Origin of the sequence: Pseudoalteromonas sp. NEC-BIFX-2020_002, assembly GCF_013002825.1 — a bacterium.
In the GTDB taxonomy this organism is placed as follows: Bacteria; Pseudomonadota; Gammaproteobacteria; order Enterobacterales; family Alteromonadaceae; genus Pseudoalteromonas; species Pseudoalteromonas neustonica.
Genome location: NZ_JABEPJ010000025.1, coordinates 18,437 through 34,842, shown reverse-complemented (window position 1 = coordinate 34,842; position 16,406 = coordinate 18,437). Strand labels below are relative to the sequence as shown.

General features: G+C 36.6%; 16 protein-coding genes. All 16 read right to left on the bottom strand.

What is annotated here, in order from left to right:
- Nucleotides 1-4 precede the first annotated feature (4 nt).
- The 16 genes from HJP15_RS19940 to HJP15_RS19865 all read right to left on the bottom strand — a co-directional run bounded on the left by HJP15_RS19940 (nucleotide 5) and on the right by HJP15_RS19865 (nucleotide 16,388).
- Entirely contained in the window at nucleotides 5-1,012 is a 1,008-nt protein-coding gene (locus HJP15_RS19940) for an NAD-dependent epimerase (protein ID WP_170174455.1), read from the bottom strand.
- A 15-nt stretch (nucleotides 1,013-1,027) separates the two neighbouring features.
- A complete protein-coding gene (locus HJP15_RS19935; RefSeq protein WP_170174454.1) occupies nucleotides 1,028-2,194 on the bottom strand; it encodes a nucleotide sugar dehydrogenase in 1,167 nt (388 codons plus the stop codon).
- A gap of 61 nt (nucleotides 2,195-2,255) precedes the next feature.
- The gene (locus tag HJP15_RS19930) at nucleotides 2,256-4,208 is read right to left on the bottom strand and encodes a polysaccharide biosynthesis protein (RefSeq protein WP_170174453.1); all 1,953 of its coding nucleotides are present in this window, start codon (nucleotides 4,206-4,208) and stop codon (nucleotides 2,256-2,258) included.
- A 190-nt stretch (nucleotides 4,209-4,398) separates the two neighbouring features.
- Complete coding sequence (locus HJP15_RS19925; protein WP_502707000.1) at nucleotides 4,399-4,605, bottom strand: four helix bundle protein; 207 nt, start codon at nucleotides 4,603-4,605, stop codon at nucleotides 4,399-4,401.
- 260 nt (nucleotides 4,606-4,865) lie between these two features.
- The gene (locus HJP15_RS19920; RefSeq protein ID WP_502706999.1) at nucleotides 4,866-5,006 is read right to left on the bottom strand and encodes a four helix bundle protein; all 141 of its coding nucleotides are present in this window, start codon (nucleotides 5,004-5,006) and stop codon (nucleotides 4,866-4,868) included.
- Nucleotides 5,007-5,164: 158 nt separating this feature from the next.
- Nucleotides 5,165-5,713, bottom strand: coding sequence for a sugar transferase (locus HJP15_RS19915; protein ID WP_170174452.1), 549 nt, complete (start codon nucleotides 5,711-5,713; stop codon nucleotides 5,165-5,167).
- A 33-nt stretch (nucleotides 5,714-5,746) separates the two neighbouring features.
- Entirely contained in the window at nucleotides 5,747-6,655 is a 909-nt protein-coding gene (locus HJP15_RS19910; protein ID WP_170174451.1) for an NAD-dependent epimerase/dehydratase family protein, read from the bottom strand.
- Entirely contained in the window at nucleotides 6,652-7,743 is a 1,092-nt protein-coding gene (locus tag HJP15_RS19905; RefSeq protein WP_170174450.1) for a glycosyltransferase family 4 protein, read from the bottom strand. Before HJP15_RS19905 ends, HJP15_RS19910 begins: the two co-directional genes overlap by 4 nt.
- Before the next feature lie 112 nt (nucleotides 7,744-7,855).
- Nucleotides 7,856-8,977, bottom strand: coding sequence for a glycosyltransferase family 4 protein (locus tag HJP15_RS19900; protein WP_170174449.1), 1,122 nt, complete (start codon nucleotides 8,975-8,977; stop codon nucleotides 7,856-7,858).
- Between the two features lie 159 nt (nucleotides 8,978-9,136).
- Complete coding sequence (locus HJP15_RS19895; RefSeq protein ID WP_170174448.1) at nucleotides 9,137-10,147, bottom strand: EpsG family protein; 1,011 nt, start codon at nucleotides 10,145-10,147, stop codon at nucleotides 9,137-9,139.
- Between the two features lie 12 nt (nucleotides 10,148-10,159).
- Nucleotides 10,160-11,260 (bottom strand): glycosyltransferase, encoded by a 1,101-nt coding sequence (locus HJP15_RS19890; RefSeq protein ID WP_170174447.1) that lies wholly within the window; start codon nucleotides 11,258-11,260, stop codon nucleotides 10,160-10,162.
- Nucleotides 11,250-12,335, bottom strand: a complete 1,086-nt coding sequence (locus HJP15_RS19885; protein ID WP_170174446.1) for a glycosyltransferase family protein — start codon at nucleotides 12,333-12,335, stop codon at nucleotides 11,250-11,252. Before HJP15_RS19885 ends, HJP15_RS19890 begins: the two co-directional genes overlap by 11 nt.
- A complete protein-coding gene (locus HJP15_RS22340) occupies nucleotides 12,335-13,537 on the bottom strand; it encodes a glycosyltransferase (protein WP_170174445.1) in 1,203 nt (400 codons plus the stop codon). The genes HJP15_RS19885 and HJP15_RS22340 overlap by 1 nt, the downstream gene beginning before the upstream one ends.
- Nucleotides 13,527-14,621, bottom strand: coding sequence for a nucleotidyltransferase family protein (locus HJP15_RS19875; protein WP_212760714.1), 1,095 nt, complete (start codon nucleotides 14,619-14,621; stop codon nucleotides 13,527-13,529). Before HJP15_RS19875 ends, HJP15_RS22340 begins: the two co-directional genes overlap by 11 nt.
- The gene (locus tag HJP15_RS19870) at nucleotides 14,605-15,255 is read right to left on the bottom strand and encodes a formyltransferase family protein (protein WP_170174444.1); all 651 of its coding nucleotides are present in this window, start codon (nucleotides 15,253-15,255) and stop codon (nucleotides 14,605-14,607) included. The genes HJP15_RS19875 and HJP15_RS19870 overlap by 17 nt, the downstream gene beginning before the upstream one ends.
- Nucleotides 15,252-16,388: a DegT/DnrJ/EryC1/StrS family aminotransferase gene (locus HJP15_RS19865; RefSeq protein ID WP_170174443.1), complete on the bottom strand. Its 1,137-nt coding sequence runs from the start codon at nucleotides 16,386-16,388 to the stop codon at nucleotides 15,252-15,254. The genes HJP15_RS19870 and HJP15_RS19865 overlap by 4 nt, the downstream gene beginning before the upstream one ends.
- Nucleotides 16,389-16,406 lie beyond the last annotated feature (18 nt).

Here is a 16,406-nt window from a genome sequence, read left to right as displayed (position 1 = left end):
TTTATTATTTCTTATAAAAATCTTTATACCAATCAATCAAGTTTTTAACGCCTAGCTCTACACCTACACAAGGTTTATAGCCTGTTGCACTATATAAATCTTGGGTATCAGCAAATGTTTTATAAACATCGCCAGCTTGCATTTCGCGAAAATTCTTTTTTGCTTCAATACCCAACTCAGATTCAATTGAGGTAATAAAGTCCATCAAGTTTATAGGGCTACCATGGCCTATATTATATACTTTATACGGTGCTGAGCTAGATGACGGCGAACCTGACTCGACTTTCCAATTTACATCAGCTTTAGGAACAACATCGGAAGCTCTAATAACACCTTCAACAATATCGTCAATATAAGTAAAGTCGCGCCACATATCGCCATTATTATTTATATCAATTGTATCGCCATTAAGAATTTTTTTAGTAAAAATATATGGCGCCATATCAGGACGACCCCAAGGCCCATAAACGGTGAAAAAGCGTAGCCCTGTAGTTGGTAAGTTATATAAGTGTGAATAACTATGTGCCATCAGCTCGTTAGCTTTCTTTGTTGCAGCATAAAACGATACCGGATGATCAACACTATCTGTAGTTTCAAATGGTGTTTTTTCATTCAACCCATATACTGAACTAGAAGAAGCATAAACCAAGTGTTGTACTTTATTATGCCGACACCCTTCTAATACGTTTAAATGTCCAACTAAATTTGAGTCTGCGTAAGCATCAGGGTTTTCAATAGAGTAACGAACTCCTGCTTGTGCGGCTAAATGAATAACTCGATCAAATTTTTCATGTTTGAACAACTCTGTCATTGAGGTACGATCAGCAATATCCATTTTAACAAATGTAAATTCAAAGTCGTTTTCAAATTGCGCTAAACGTGCTAGCTTCAAATTGACATCATAGTAGTCGTTCAGGTTATCAATACCAACTACTGTATGATTCGCGGCTAACAACTTTTGACAAGTCGCTGCACCAATAAAACCGGCAGCACCAGTTACTAAATATTTCATTTATATTCCTTTAAATTAATCGCTGCCAAATAAATCACGAGTATAAACCTTATCAGCAACATCTAATAGGTCATCAGCCATACGGTTAGATACAATAACATCAGCAAGTTCTTTAAATTCGTTTAGATCTTTAATCACTCGGGAGTTAAAAAAAGCGTTATCGGCTAAAGCTGGTTCAAAAATAACAACCTCAATTCCCTTAGCTTTTATGCGCTTCATTATCCCTTGAATTGCAGACGCTCTAAAGTTATCAGACCCCGTTTTCATTACCAACCTGTATACACCAACAACTTTAGGGTTACGCCTAATAATTGAATCAGCAATAAAGTCTTTACGAGTAGTGTTAGCGTCAACTATTGCACCTATCATATTATTTGGTACATCTTTATAATTCGCGAGTAATTGCTTTGTATCTTTAGGTAAACAGTAACCACCATAGCCAAACGATGGGTTATTATAATGACTACCGATTCGCGGATCTAAACTCACACCTTGAATTATTTGCTTTGCATTTAAACCATGGCTTTCAGCATAACTATCAAGTTCGTTAAAGTAAGCAACTCTCATAGCCAAATAAGTGTTAGAAAAAAGCTTAATAGCCTCAGCTTCAGTTGAATCGGTAAATAAAATATCAATATCTTGCTTTTGCGCACCCTGTGCTAATAAGTTAGCAAAAATTTGCGCTCTCTCACTTTGTTCGCCCACAATAATGCGTGATGGATATAAGTTATCGTGCAGCGCTTTGCCTTCACGTAAAAATTCTGGTGAGAACATAATGTTATCGGTTTCAAATTTGTCCTTCACCGATTGAGTATAACCAACGGGGACTGTTGATTTAATTACCATAGTAGCAGTTGGATTGATTTTCAGAACATCTTGGATAACCGATTCCACAGTATTTGTATTAAAATAGTTAGTCTCGGGGTCGTAATCAGTTGGCGTCGCAATAATCACAAACTTGGCATCAACTAAAGCAGACTCTTTATTTGTTGTTGCTGTGAAATTTAATAGCTTATTTTTAAAAAAATCGCTAATTTCAACATCGACGATCGGCGACTGTTTATTTTTTAAAAGCGCAATTTTATTTTCATCAATATCTAGAGCAACAACCTTGTTATTTTGTGCAAGTAGTATAGCGTTTGACAGGCCAACATAGCCCGTACCTACAACTGCGATTTTCATTTAAATATCCTTAAACCTTAATTCTAACATTTTAAATCTGACGCATTAACTACAAAGATCATTAATTATTTAAATTCACTACCTTTGCAAGTTCATTAGTCGCTGATAACTCATGCTTAGCATTCCACACTAAATCACAAATACCGTCTGTTGGATTAAACCCTGTTGGTGCATCTAATAATAACTGGCGAATCACTTGGTGATCAAAGTTATGGCAAGCTATATCTAGTGCCTCTAAAAATACATTTAACTCAGGTAATGGCAGCATTACTTCACTAGCTGTCATTATACGCTCGTGAGTAGTTTGGCCAACATTGTCACCAATCAATAGCTCTTCATATAGCTTTTCACCAGGGCGAAGGCCTGTGCATTGAATTTCAATATCACCATGTGGATTGGTTTTGTCTTTTACTTCAAAGCCAGATAAACGGATCATCTTACTTGCTAAATCTTTAATTTTAACTGGCTCACCCATATCAAGTACAAATACATCACCACCTTTACCCATAGAGCCCGCTTGTATTACAAGCTGCGCTGCTTCTGGTATTGTCATAAAAAAGCGGGTTATATCTTGATGAGTAAGCGTAATAGGACCGCCTTCTTTTATTTGCCTACGAAATAGCGGCACAACCGAACCAGACGAGCCAAGCACATTACCAAAACGCACCATGCAAAAACGTGTACGATGACCTTTACCTTTAGTTTGCGCTAAACCTTGTAGCACTAGCTCAGCCATGCGCTTAGTCGCACCCATTACATTTGTTGGACGAACTGCTTTATCCGTCGAAATTAATACAAAGGTTTCAACACCCGCATTTGCAGCCGCTTTCGCCGCATAAAATGTACCAAATACATTATTACGCACACCTTCAACTACATTGTGCTCAACCAATGGAACATGCTTGTAAGCCGCAGCGTGATAAACCGTTTGTACACCAAACGCTATCATTACTGTTTCAATACGATTAATACGCTGCACAGAGCCCATTATTGGTATTAGCTCTAAATCAATACTGTTATTAATAATGTACTCATTTAGCTCTTTTTCTATTGAATATAAGCCAAATTCTGATATTTCAAATAACACTAATTTTTTAGGTTGCTGCCTAACTATTTGCCTACAAAGCTCAGACCCAATAGAGCCGCCTGCTCCTGTCACCATTACCACTTTACCGGTAATATTAGCAGCCATTAATTCAGGTTTAGGTGTTACTGGGTCTCGGCCCAATAAATCTTCAATTTCAACATCGCGAAACTCTGACAGCTTAGCTTTACCTTCAACTACATCGGCCATACCTGGAATTGATAGCACTTTAATAGTTAACGGCTCTAATTGCGCTAACACTTCTTTACGCCGTGCTCGAGTCGCACTTGGTAAAGCCAATAAAACTTTAGTCGCTTTACCTTTATTAATTAGCTCGTAAATACCTTTAAAGTTAATTACCGGTATACCTTGAATGATTGAACCTTGCTTTGTCTCATCATCATCAATAAATGCGCGTACATAATATTCAGGCCCAGCACCTAACGCAGTGGCTAATTGTCGACCTGCAGATCCAGCCCCATAAATAATAACAGACTCTTTATTTGCCGTTGCCATTTTACCAATCATGGCTCGCACCAAAACACGCGAACCACCAACTGTTAATAAACATAACCAAGCAAAAATAAATGGCATAGTGCGCGGGATAATAATACCAACAAAAAACGACAATAACACCAAGCTAACGGTGGTTATAACGGTGCCTAGAACAATTGCCCATAATGCTTGTGCATTCATGTATCTAAGTACAGCTCGATATAAGCCTAGGTTAATAAATGCGAATAGTGCAGTGGGGATTAATAATACTAAAAGCAGCCAATTATCAAGATCGCTAAAAGGGGCAAGGCTATCCAAGCGTACAATTAAAGCCAACCAAAATGCAGCGGCAATGAACAATGAGTCTATAAATAACGTAATGCCACGCTTTGTACCACGCGATGCATTTAAAATAGAACGTATGAAACTATCCACAACAAGTTCCCTTTTTCTTGTATTTGGTTGATTTACAATATAAACAAGCTAAAAACGGCATATTTACTTGTTAAAATTTTATGAATTATAGAGTAGATGGCCTAAATTAGCTAGATCTTAGGAGCTATCAGCTATCAGCTATCAGCTATCAGCTATCAGCTATCAGCTATCAGCTATCAGCTATCAGCTATCAGCTATCAAATTTTATTTTTGACTTTAGGGCTGTCAACATTTTTGATAACTCAATGGTTTCATTTATCCACTGGGCGCCTATATTTTTATCTATATAACTAATGTCTATATAAATCTGTGTTCTAGCTTCCGCTAAAGAAGATCTAGATATGTCTAAAAATCTAAGCCGCTCTTTATTGCTTTCACGAGTCACCCCCTCAGCTATATTACTAGGGCGTGTTGACCTTTGTGGATTGAAATTTGTTCAATCTAGGGGCGATTTAATCGCGGCGCGAGGTTTGTAACCTAGCGGGCTAAGTAAAAACCGAGCAACAAAGAGTCAATCGTCCCTAGGAAGAACCCTTTGGGCAGCGCCTGTTTGGCATTTATACTGCGTTATCGCCTATTTATGGGGAACAACCACACGACATAAGCTCTGCCTTGCCTAAATACCAAACATACTGCTGCAAAATCAATCACGAAAGGTCAACACGCCCTAGGCACTGATAGGCTGGAGCGTGTTAATTGATCCCTAAAACCAAAATCTTTAAGGTATGCTGTCTTTTTATATACATCAGCACTCAATCGTGCGGCACGTTTCCATACTTCTAACTTTTCGAAATTCATTCAGTTACTCTTTTAAAGTGTTTTAAAAACTTATAGGTACAAAACATTTAAAAAGCAAATAACCTCTGTGATCTGACGGCTGACGGCTGACGGCTGACGGCTGACGGCTGACGGCTGACGGCTCGAAACTTAGCTCTTCCCTAGTACCTAGCCACCTATCACTTAACCCGATCCCCACTACCACTACCAGTAACAGTCATAAGAATATATTTAAAGTAGTTACCGATGGTTAATGTATCAATCATCTCGCGATCTGTTTTAGCTAGTAACTCTGGAGTCGACATGTCAATTTCGTTAACTTGAGCAAGGCCTGTTATACCAGGGCGTACGTCAAATACATTTTTAGCATCACGTGCTTGGGTTAATTCTTCTTGATTAAATAAACCAGGACGTGGGCCTACCAAGCTCATTTCACCTTTTAACACATTCCAAAGCTGTGGAAGTTCATCTAGCTTTGTTTTACGCAAAAAGCCACCAAAAGGTGTAATCGATGCTGTGCTTGCTAAATGACTAGCAACCGATGCAGTATCAACAGTCATGGTTCTAAACTTAACAAGTGTGAATGGCTTTTTATTACGGCCAACACGTTCTTGTGTAAATATAGGTGAGCCTGTATCAAACAAACCAATTAGGTATAAAATTACTAAAAATGGTAATGCGAATAACAAACCAAAAAGTGAAAATAAAAAATCTAGTAGACGTATCATTTATAAACCCTTGAATGCAAGTATTAAAGAAAATCATTTAAAACAGCGGCGAATACCTTCGTCCAGTCTAACTGGTGGTATCCAGTTCAACGTTTTTTTAGTATGTTCAATATCAACTGTTAATGAGTCTGAGAATCTCTCTACGGTCGATTTTTTACCAACTATAGACGCTAAAAACTTTAAAACAAAAACAGGAACAGCCAATAGACGAGGTTTTTTACCTGTTGCCGAGATGAGCTTTTTCAAAAAATCCGATGTCGAGACATTCTCATCATCGCTCACTAAAAAAGTTTGATTGGCAGCATCAGGATGGTCAATACAAGTAACTATGAGATCAATTAAATTATCTATCGCAACAAAACTACGCTGATTTTTTATAGCACCTAGGGGTAACAGTAAATTTTTTTCAGCTACTTTTAAAAGGCTAGCAAAGTTACCTGGTGCGCCTTTACCATAAATTAAAGGTGGCCGAATTATAACAACCTCCATTCCAGTATCTTCAGCTATTTTCTTTAAGCCAATCTCAGCTTCATATTTTGAAATTGCATAATTCTCTTTAGGGCTTGGATTATCTTCAACCTTAAAAGGGTGATTATTTGAGGTTCCATTTACACCTATAGAGCTTATGAATATAAACCTCCTCACACCGGCAACTGAAGCATCCTTAGCTAATTTCAAACTACCAGCTGTGTTTACATTTATAAATTCATCTAAATCATCGTTTTTTCCATGTGCTAAACCAGCTAAATGTATTACACATTCAGCACCAGTTAATACCCCTCCCCACTCAGTATCAATATTAATTTTGGGGATAATATGTGGTTTAATAAATTTAGAAAGAACATTGGAAGTTCTAAAAGCACCACTGACATTATAATTTTTATAGATTGTTCTAATTAAATACCCACCTACGAACCCGCTTCCTCCTGTAACAAAAATCACTTATTTCCCTTATAAATAGTTAATAGTTTATTGTACATTACTGAGAACTCAAATTTTTTTAGAAACAACTCATAAGAATTCAAACCCATACTAAAATCACCTTTATTTTTATCATTAATGAACTGCTTTATAGCATCTGACAATTCAACTGCACCCCTATCAGGTACAAGTATGCCATTATTACTGCTAATTAACTCTGGAATGCCGCCCACATTACTCGCTACTAATGGCTTTGAATAAGACATAGCTTCAATTAATGACATTGGTAGGCCTTCAGACTTTGATATCAATAACACTAGGTCTGAACTAGAGTAATAATGTGAAAGATCTTCCTTAAATCCCTCAAGTAAAACCTTATCAGATAAATTTGACTCTTTGATTAAAGAATGAACTTTGTGAGCGTCAGGTCCATCTCCTACAATTCTTAAAACCCAATCATATTCTGTAATTAAGCAAAGACCTTCTATTAACGTATTAAAATCTTTAGGTTCTTGAAACCTAACAACTGAGAGTATTTGTAATGTTCTGTGCTCATTAAAAAAAACCGTATGATTATTATCTAAAGCCCCATTATGGATTGTGCACAGCTTATTTGAAGGTATCCCTATTACATTTTCAGCAAAATCCGTATCCGTACTAGAAACGCAAATTATTTTTGTGGAAATACACGAGAGAAAGCGCTCCAAATACTTATAAATTTTATTATTTAAACCACTACTAGCTCTAATATGAGACCATCCGTGAGCAGTGAAAATGACTTTAGTATCTATTCCGAAACAAGCAATTCTAGCCAATAAACCAGCCTTTACAGAATGAATAGCGACAACATCAGGCTTAAAATATTTAACGTATTTACGAATGCTTAAAATAGCTTTCAAGTCTTTTATTAGAGAAAGCTCTCTCTGTATATTTTTTACATCAACAAACGCTATACCGTTTTCATTAAGTAAATCTCTAAAGCTACCATTACCCGATGACAATACATTGACTTCATAGCCATCATTAATCAATGCTTTCGATATATCGAAAACATGCCTCTGAGCACCACCTACAGTATCTACACGTGTAATTACTTGCAATATTTTCATGAGTAACAATATCCCTGAACAACAATTAATAGAATGAGTTTATTCCCTAAACTATCGATAAGACCATTTAATCTACTTCGTTAAAATATACCTCTTTAGAAACAAGTTATATCTACTTTCCTCCCCTCCACACTTGAATATAAAAATCAACCATTGAACCCAACTCGAATTTATTAACAATTTGCTTTCTTGCAAGTATCTGCCGTTCATTCCAGAGCATACTGTCAGATAAAAGTTCATAAAATGCATTTCTTAATGCACTAGCAAGTGCATTACTATCTTGAGCTGGTACTATCCAGCCGGTATCACCAACGATCAGAGATGCATCTCCTACATCTGTAGATACACAAGGCGTGCCACAGGCCATAGCTTCTGCTATAACATTTGGAAATGCCTCTCCTAGGCTTGACAATATATGGATGTCAATTTTATTCATTATGAAAGGAACGTCAGTTCTTTTTCCTAAAAGAATTAATTGTTCAGAGCACCCTGATCTTTCAATCAGAGTCATTAACTCCTGATTTGTAGAAGTCATTTCATTACCAACTAGTAAACACTTGATAGTTGGATATTCATGTTTTATTTTACTTATCGCAGAAAATAGATTCATGTGATCTTTTTGAATATCAAACCTACCGACCATACCAACCAGTAAAGAACCTTGAAGTTCAAACTCCACATCTAAATAAGAAGTATCCAAGCAAGGTTTAAATCTATCTAAACAGTAACCATTAGGAATGGTGATAAATTTATCTGACTCATAACCAATATCAATATGAGTTTTTACTGCATCAACTGAACAACAAATTATTTTTTTTGGGATATATTTAGAAAGTAAAGCACATGTCTTTGCTATCAATATTGTTGATTTTTTTACTGTTCCAGGGGTTAAATTACTATGCCTAACCCCCCAAAAAACATCTTCCACACCTGCAAACTTTGCAGCTACTCCACCTAATAGATCAGCATGATACATCCAAGTCTGAATGACTTGAGGCTTAATCAACTTAATCAACTTATAAAGTTGCCAAAACGAAAGAATAGAATTAAAATTTTTAGAAATGTTTAAACAATGAACATCAATGCCTGCTTTTCTTAACTGAGCACCATATTTCCCCTCATCCGTAAGTGAAATAACTACATGATCTACGTACTCACTGTTAGTGCATAGACGAGTTAAAACACCCTCAGCCCCACCATCTCCTAATCCTGTAATAATGTGTAGAATTTTCATTTTTATCTTATATAATAATTTGTTGTTGGATATCGCACTAGAAATTTTTTACTTAACTGATAAGCTGTCTCTATTAGCATGCACAGTTACGCTTTTTTAAATTTATTAAGCGGGATAACAATGTAAACCTAAGGAGAAACTAACATGGTTTCCTCATAACTACAGCCCAAAACCTAATAACGGTCTACCAAGGCGACCAAATATGCTTATCAAAAATAAAAAGACAAACAAGCTATAAGCCATTAATCTGCGCATCGGGCTCAAATTCAACGCAGCCAAAACAGCAAAGATTAGCCCACTTTCAAAAATTCTCGCTGTGTAAACTGTAAAGAAATAAGTTGCTAAATAAAGGACTATACATGAAATTGAAAATATATATCTTCGAATAAAATCTTTTCCTGCAAGATAATATAGAACAAGTATTGCCGACCAAAAAACAAAACCAAATCCTGATGCTGATGTAGTTACTGAATCTTCTGATACTTGTCTAGCACCCAAGAAAGTACCAACAACCAAAATAGAGCTGCCTAATAACAAGCTAATGAAAACAGCGACAACACTGCTAACATCTTCCCCAAGTTTAGAAGTTTGTAATTGTGAACAGAGTGCGGCAAAAAAAACTATGAAGAAAAAAGAGGAATGGATAAATGGAGTGCAGATAATAAGGAAAAACCGAACCCTTTCATTTCCGCTCATAATCCCAAGGATGAATATTGATATTGCAAAACCTTGCCTAATATGAACTATAAATTTACCAATTACTTGTGGAAATAGCAGCAATAGTAATAAAAATAAAAACCCCTTGGGGTTAGTTGTCAAAACAAAATAAGCTACGGTAAAAGATGATGAAAACACTATGACTTTTATAATGAAAGTGGGGTCACCAATTGAGCTTAATACTATATTAACAATAAGCCATAGCGGTTCATTGAATAGGACACTAAATAGCCCCTTACTTTGATAACGAGCAAAAATAACATGTGATTTTTCAGCATAGTATATATAGTTAATTCTATCTACAATCGTTTCATTTACAGGTAAACTCGATAACATTAATGCATATATTGATGCAAAAAACACACATAAATAAATGTAATAAGCTTGGCGATTTGACGTATTTTTATACACGTCAAGAGCACACAAGTTAAAAATATTGATATTTAATAACATACAACAAACTCATTAATTAATGTTTAACACATTTTCCCATCTTTGAATCACGCTATTCACTGTAAATGGAGCTATTGATTTTAAAACTTGCTTTCTCTGTACTGACTTATTTAACTGCTTAATTATTGCTTCTGCGAGTTTAGCAGTGTCATTCTGCGCAACCAGTTCACCAGCAATATCTGAAGTAATAATTTCTTTCGGCCCACTAGGGCAGTCAAAAGAAACAACAGGTGTCCCTAACGACAATGATTCAAGTAAGACGTTTGGGAAACCTTCATAGGCAGAACTTAATAAGGTTAGCTTAGCTTTCGAGTAATAATCTGCCACATTTGATTTAAATCCCTCAAAATCAACATTAGACTGAACACTTAATTGCTCGGTTAAACTCTTTAATTCTTTCTCCAAACGCCCTGTACCTATTATCTTTAGCCTTAAATCAGGATTTGATTGTACTACTTTCGAGAATGCGATTATTGCATGATGAAAAGACTTCTGCTCTACCAACCGACCCACACAGAGTATAAAACACTCCTTTTTCAATGGCTTAGACAAAAGAAACTCTCCTTGTTGCCTAAACTTCTCATTAACTGGGTTGTATATATAAGTACAGTGCTTTTCAAGACTAGGCTTATACCGCAATAGATCTAACTGCATAGCTTCACATTGATTAATAATAAGATCGACACGTGAATAAAAAAAACAAACAACTGGCAATACTACAGATCTTAACCAAAAGCTTTTCTCTGTTTTTATTTTTTGAGTGATTGAGTTAATATTACGTGCTATTAACACTGGTGGATTCTTAATAAAAAACCGAGAAACCGCAGCTATCGGAGTTAATTCGTAGCTAAAAACGACTAGCCTCTCAACAGTATTTTGCTTTAAATAACCTACTAAGGGCAGTGTTGCACTCCTAGCTTTTTTAACTCCGAGATTTTCAAGCTTTACCTGCTCATCCAGATCTCCAGCTAAAGTCATATTTTTATCATTGAGGGTAAGTACTGTTACTCTCCATCCTCGTTGGGCTAATGCACTGGCAATAATTGCACATACTCGCTCAGCACCACCACCACCTAAGGAACTTATCAAAAATGTTACTGATTTATTTTGCATGCTTTCCGTCCCGTTGCTGCCAAATTTGTAAGAATTTCTCTGCGACATGTAGATGACCGTGAACTTGCTCAGCAAACGCTCTTGATTTCATTCCAATATCAGGAATTAAGTGCTTGTTATGTAGAAGGTATTCTACTTTCTCAACTATGCTATCTTTGTTAGGTTGAATATTGAAATAAGGTGCTGACTTTATATTAAAATCAGCAAAAGACTCAGGCTCAGCTCCACCTAATACAACTTTCCCCATTGCCAAAGCAAAAATACCATTTAACCCGAGAGAATATGAATTTGTTTGATCGATAATAATATTTGTTTGGCTCATCAATTTTAAATACTTATCCAAAGGCATTTTACCATCAATCACTAAATCAAGTTCATCAGGATATTTGGAGCGTAAGATTTCAAATGCTTCTCTAACATAATGAGTCCCTTTGAAGCCTGGACGGTTTAAACCATGGAATACGACAAGTTTTCCAACACAATTATTTTCTGAATATTGAATATCATCAACATTCACAGGCAATGGTACAACTGGCGTCATATTATCACAGTGCTCATAACTTACCCGATATTCATGCATAACAGGAATTATCCCATCAACATTTTTTGCAAAAAAATCATTTAATTGAAGGAACTTTTTGCTTTCATAGTGATGTGTAGAAGCCTTTAAATCATATTTTAAATAGTCATTAAAAGGCCCATAACTTAACTTCTCACGACCATATTTCCAAAAGTACGCATCACTGCCTGCAGCAAGTAAAAAAACCGCACCATTGTTCTTCTTTATTTTTTTGAGACTAGATTTAAACGGAAATAAATTACCAGGGAAGACGAAAGGATTAACAAATTGAACAACATCGTAGCCCTTGATAGAAGAAATGAAATCCATCAACATCTTACGATATTGCAAACGGCCTAATAGAGACTGGCTTTCTATAGAAATATCAATATCGCAAGGAATACTTTTCCACCCGTTACCATTAGCTGCGATAGTGACATCATGACCCAGAGCAACTAACCCATCTTTAAGGTTTTTATGGACCGCGCTAAATTCGCCAATCAAAAGGATTTTCATTACTTCACCCCCTCTAAAATATGTGTCGCTGCAGCAGTATGGAATTCAGATTCATCTATTCGAGCACTTACAGCTGCAAAGTCTTGCGATGTAAAACTATAATTCCCATAGTTACTAGAGAGCTCATTTAATGCTTTCGCTAGCGCTTTATCACTACCCGATTTAAAAACTTGTCCAAACGGACCTGTCACCAACGTACTAGACCCACAACCATCTGAGCATATTACAGGCGTCCCACAACTGAGAGACTCCGCGACCGTTGCAGGACCGGCGTCGAGTAAACTTGGTACGACACACACATGTGACTCGCGAAAGAAAAGGTTTAAATCCTCCACACGACCTAAAAACTCAACGCCTTCTATATCACGATACTTTTCTTCGATTGACTTTTTCAGCCCAGACTCAATATTTCCGCCAATTAATAATTTAGCCCCCGCAGGTCGACTTTCTTTCCATGCATCCAGCAAGACTGTAAGGCCTTTCAACCAAACTGAGTGTGCTATATAGCAAAATGTAAATTGTTTTCTCTTGGTAACAATCGTTTCAGGAAAAAGCTTCGCATTAGGCTTTATAAAGGTTTCTCGATAGAAAATTTCTTTATCTCTGTATGAAGATGTGTATGTTCTTCTCTGAGATTCCGTGAAAAGCATCAGCTCATCAACTTGTGCGTAGCTTTTACGGATAAAGGCAAGTCGCGTACAGTCAGTGTATACATCTGAAATATTTATACCAAACTTAGTCTCTAAGTTATTTAGTTCTGCTCTAATAGCAAACTCACAGGGGTTACCTGCAATAAAAATATTTTTCCCACCTAATTGACGATTTTTGGCAAACGTTTTTGGTAAGTAGCAACTTGCAACTAGGTACGTTTTATCAGTCAGCTTTTTTGCGCAAATATAATCAAATAAAACTTCCATATAGTAGCGTTTTTTAGCTAAAGTCCTTTTGAAGAAAGGTTTACTCGCCAAAATATCTACTATTTTAGAAATATAAAAATAGCATGATGAAACCGTCTTTATATCTTTGTATTTCTCACTATTACTTCTTGCATCGCCAATATAGTAATCGACGGCCTTGCTTTTAGATAGCTCGGCATACAGAGGCAATAAAAACTTAACCATACCTGTCGCGATATCATTCCTTAGGGTTTGAAACGAGATAAATGTGACCTTACTTCTCTTTTCTCTCACATCAGAGACCACGAAATTGCTCCTCGCCTGATAACATTCTGACCGTCTTAATGTATTCAGGCCACTCCCCAATATCTAACCATGACTTCTCACTGATTGGAAATACACCAACTCGGCCCCCTCGGTCATTTACCGAAGCGATAAGATCTGTTATGTGATAAAACTCATTTTCTGGTATTTCGTTCAGCAAATGAGGTTCTAAAATGTAAACGCCAGCATTTATTTTAAACGTCAACTGAGGCTTTTCCTCCATTGACTCTAATATACCGTCTTTTCCTGATTGTATAGTTCCATATGGAATAGATAGCGTTTTGAGTGCTGAAACTAAAGTGATCTCATTTTGATTCCTCTGGTGATATTCATAAAGTTCGCCAAGATCTTGCTCAATTAAGATGTCACAATTAGTAACATAAAATGTTTTGTCAATTTTACCTTTTAATAAACTTAACGAGCCAGCTGTACCTAATGGTTTATCTTCTTCAAAAAACGATACTTTGTCAGCCTGATTTACACTATTAAGGTAGTATTCAATCATTTCTTTTTTATAATTAACAGACATATAAAAATCATTTGAACCCGCATTTTCAAAGCGGGACATGATCTCTTCCAAGATCGTTTTTTCACCTATAGGTGTTAATGGTTTAGGTAAAACATTTGATAATGGCTTGAGGCGAGTACCTTTACCACCAGCCATAATAACAACTGGTACATCGTATTGATTAGATGGCTTTATCTCATCTTGATTGATAAGTTCTTCCCAAAACACCACTTTAATGATATTGCCTTCACCATCTAAAACCGGCATAAACTCAGCCCTGATTTTCTTCATCAAATCAGAGATGTCTTGCATTGAGTCAGACGTACTTGCAACAATCTTACGATCCAGTTTTAGCTCACTGACAGATAAGGATAGGTTAACTCCCTGAAGGATAGCCCTTTGAACATCACCAATACTGATCAATGTGACATACTTGCCGCTTTCATCGATAGTAATCAGTAATTTTTTTCTAACTTCATCCATTTTTTTCATTGCATCAAGCACTGAAATATTAGAAGAAATACAGACCTGCAAATACTCTTTACGATTTTCCATCATGGCTCACCTTAACAATAAACTTTTTACCTTTACAACTAAAGTGCAAAGGGAATTTATCAAAATCAGCACCTCTGATTAGATCCATCTGCTCTGACAACGGTTTATTGATATCAAGCTCGTCATCTTTGTCAGTCAACTGACCGTAAAAGCTTTCCGCTCCTTGCTGCTGATGAGGCTCCCAATCTGGGAATTGAGCTACATACTTAATGCACATCTGCACAATTTCTTCAGCCATACGATTACGTGATTCAGGTAGTAACTCAGTGTCAATCAAATCCAAAGAATGTTTAAAATAATAAGGTCCATCATCAACCGCTTCATTCGCTTCAAATAAAGTAAGTGTAACGGCGCTTTTTCCTTCTCGAATTTGCCACTGCAATGGAGAAAAGCCCTTGCCTGCAGGTAAGTCGCTTGCATGAACAACAATATTACTTTTACTCTTATCCAAGGTGCTTTTCTTTACAATTTTTACGCAGCTTAGCAAGAATAAAATATCGTTATTCTCTGGCACTTCACTTTGGTCGTGTATATAAGCAACTTCTAGCCCACCTAAGGTATTCAGTGCTCCTAAAAGCTTGTTACCATAAGGCACGAACCAGCTATCATGTTGATCAGTTAATATCGTGATTTTCACTCTGAAACAGCCTTTTTCAAAGATTCTGCAATGTAGCTCACTTCTTCTTTCGATAAAGCCGCATACATAGGTAAAGTTAACTCTGCGTCTGTTACATATTCTGTAAGTGGTAATTCACCAGCAACATACTCTTGAAATACAGAAAAACGATGTGCAGCTGGATAATGAACACTCGTTTGAATACCACAACTATGAAGACGTTCACGAATGGAATCTCTACGTGTATCATCTGCATTATCCAGAACAATGGGCATAACATAGTTTGAAGAAAACTCATGTCTGTCTTCAAAAGGAATAGTGATACCTTCAATGCCTTCGAGTGCTTCTAGATACCACTTACGAACTTGGCTACGCTTTTCTAAATCCGCAGGTAACTTCTTTAATTGTGCTAGACCAATGCCGGCTCTCAAGTCATCCATTCTGTAATTAAAACCGTTGCTTACAACATCATATGTGGTTGCGTGACCGGTTGCCCTCTGGTAAGACATTGTTGTCATTCCATGAGAGCGCAGTAATTTTATTTTATCAGCTATTTCATCGCTATTAGTAATAAGCATTCCGCCCTCACCTGTACTGATATTTTTATTTGAGAAGAAACTAAAACAACCAACATCCCCAATACTGCCTAATTTCTTACCATGGTATTCTGAAAGCGGTCCATGACAAGCATCTTCTATTACTTTCAAATCATGCTCTTTGGCTATAGACATAATTGCTTCCATATTTGCCCCATAACCCGCAAAATGCATTGGAATAACCGCTTTAGTTTTGGGCGTTATCTTGCGTTTGATATCTGCGACACTTATCGTCAAATCTTCAAGGCTAGTAATATCTGCAAAAACAGGGGTTGCACCAACATAGCGTACGCAGTTAGCAGTAGCAACAAAAGTAAGGGAAGGCACTATCACCTCGTCCCCTTCTTTTACATCTAACGCCATTAGAGCTAGGTGCAATGCAGCAGTACAATTAGCGATTGAAACACCGCGTTTTGCTCCGCTCATTTGCGCAAACGTATCTTCAAACTCAACACACTGTGGCCCCATTGAAAGCCACTGGTTTTCTAAAGTCTTAACAACAGAATGCGTCTCAGCTTCATCAAAATTTAATTTAAAAAGTGGAATTTTATAGTTCATTATTTTTCCTGCATTATT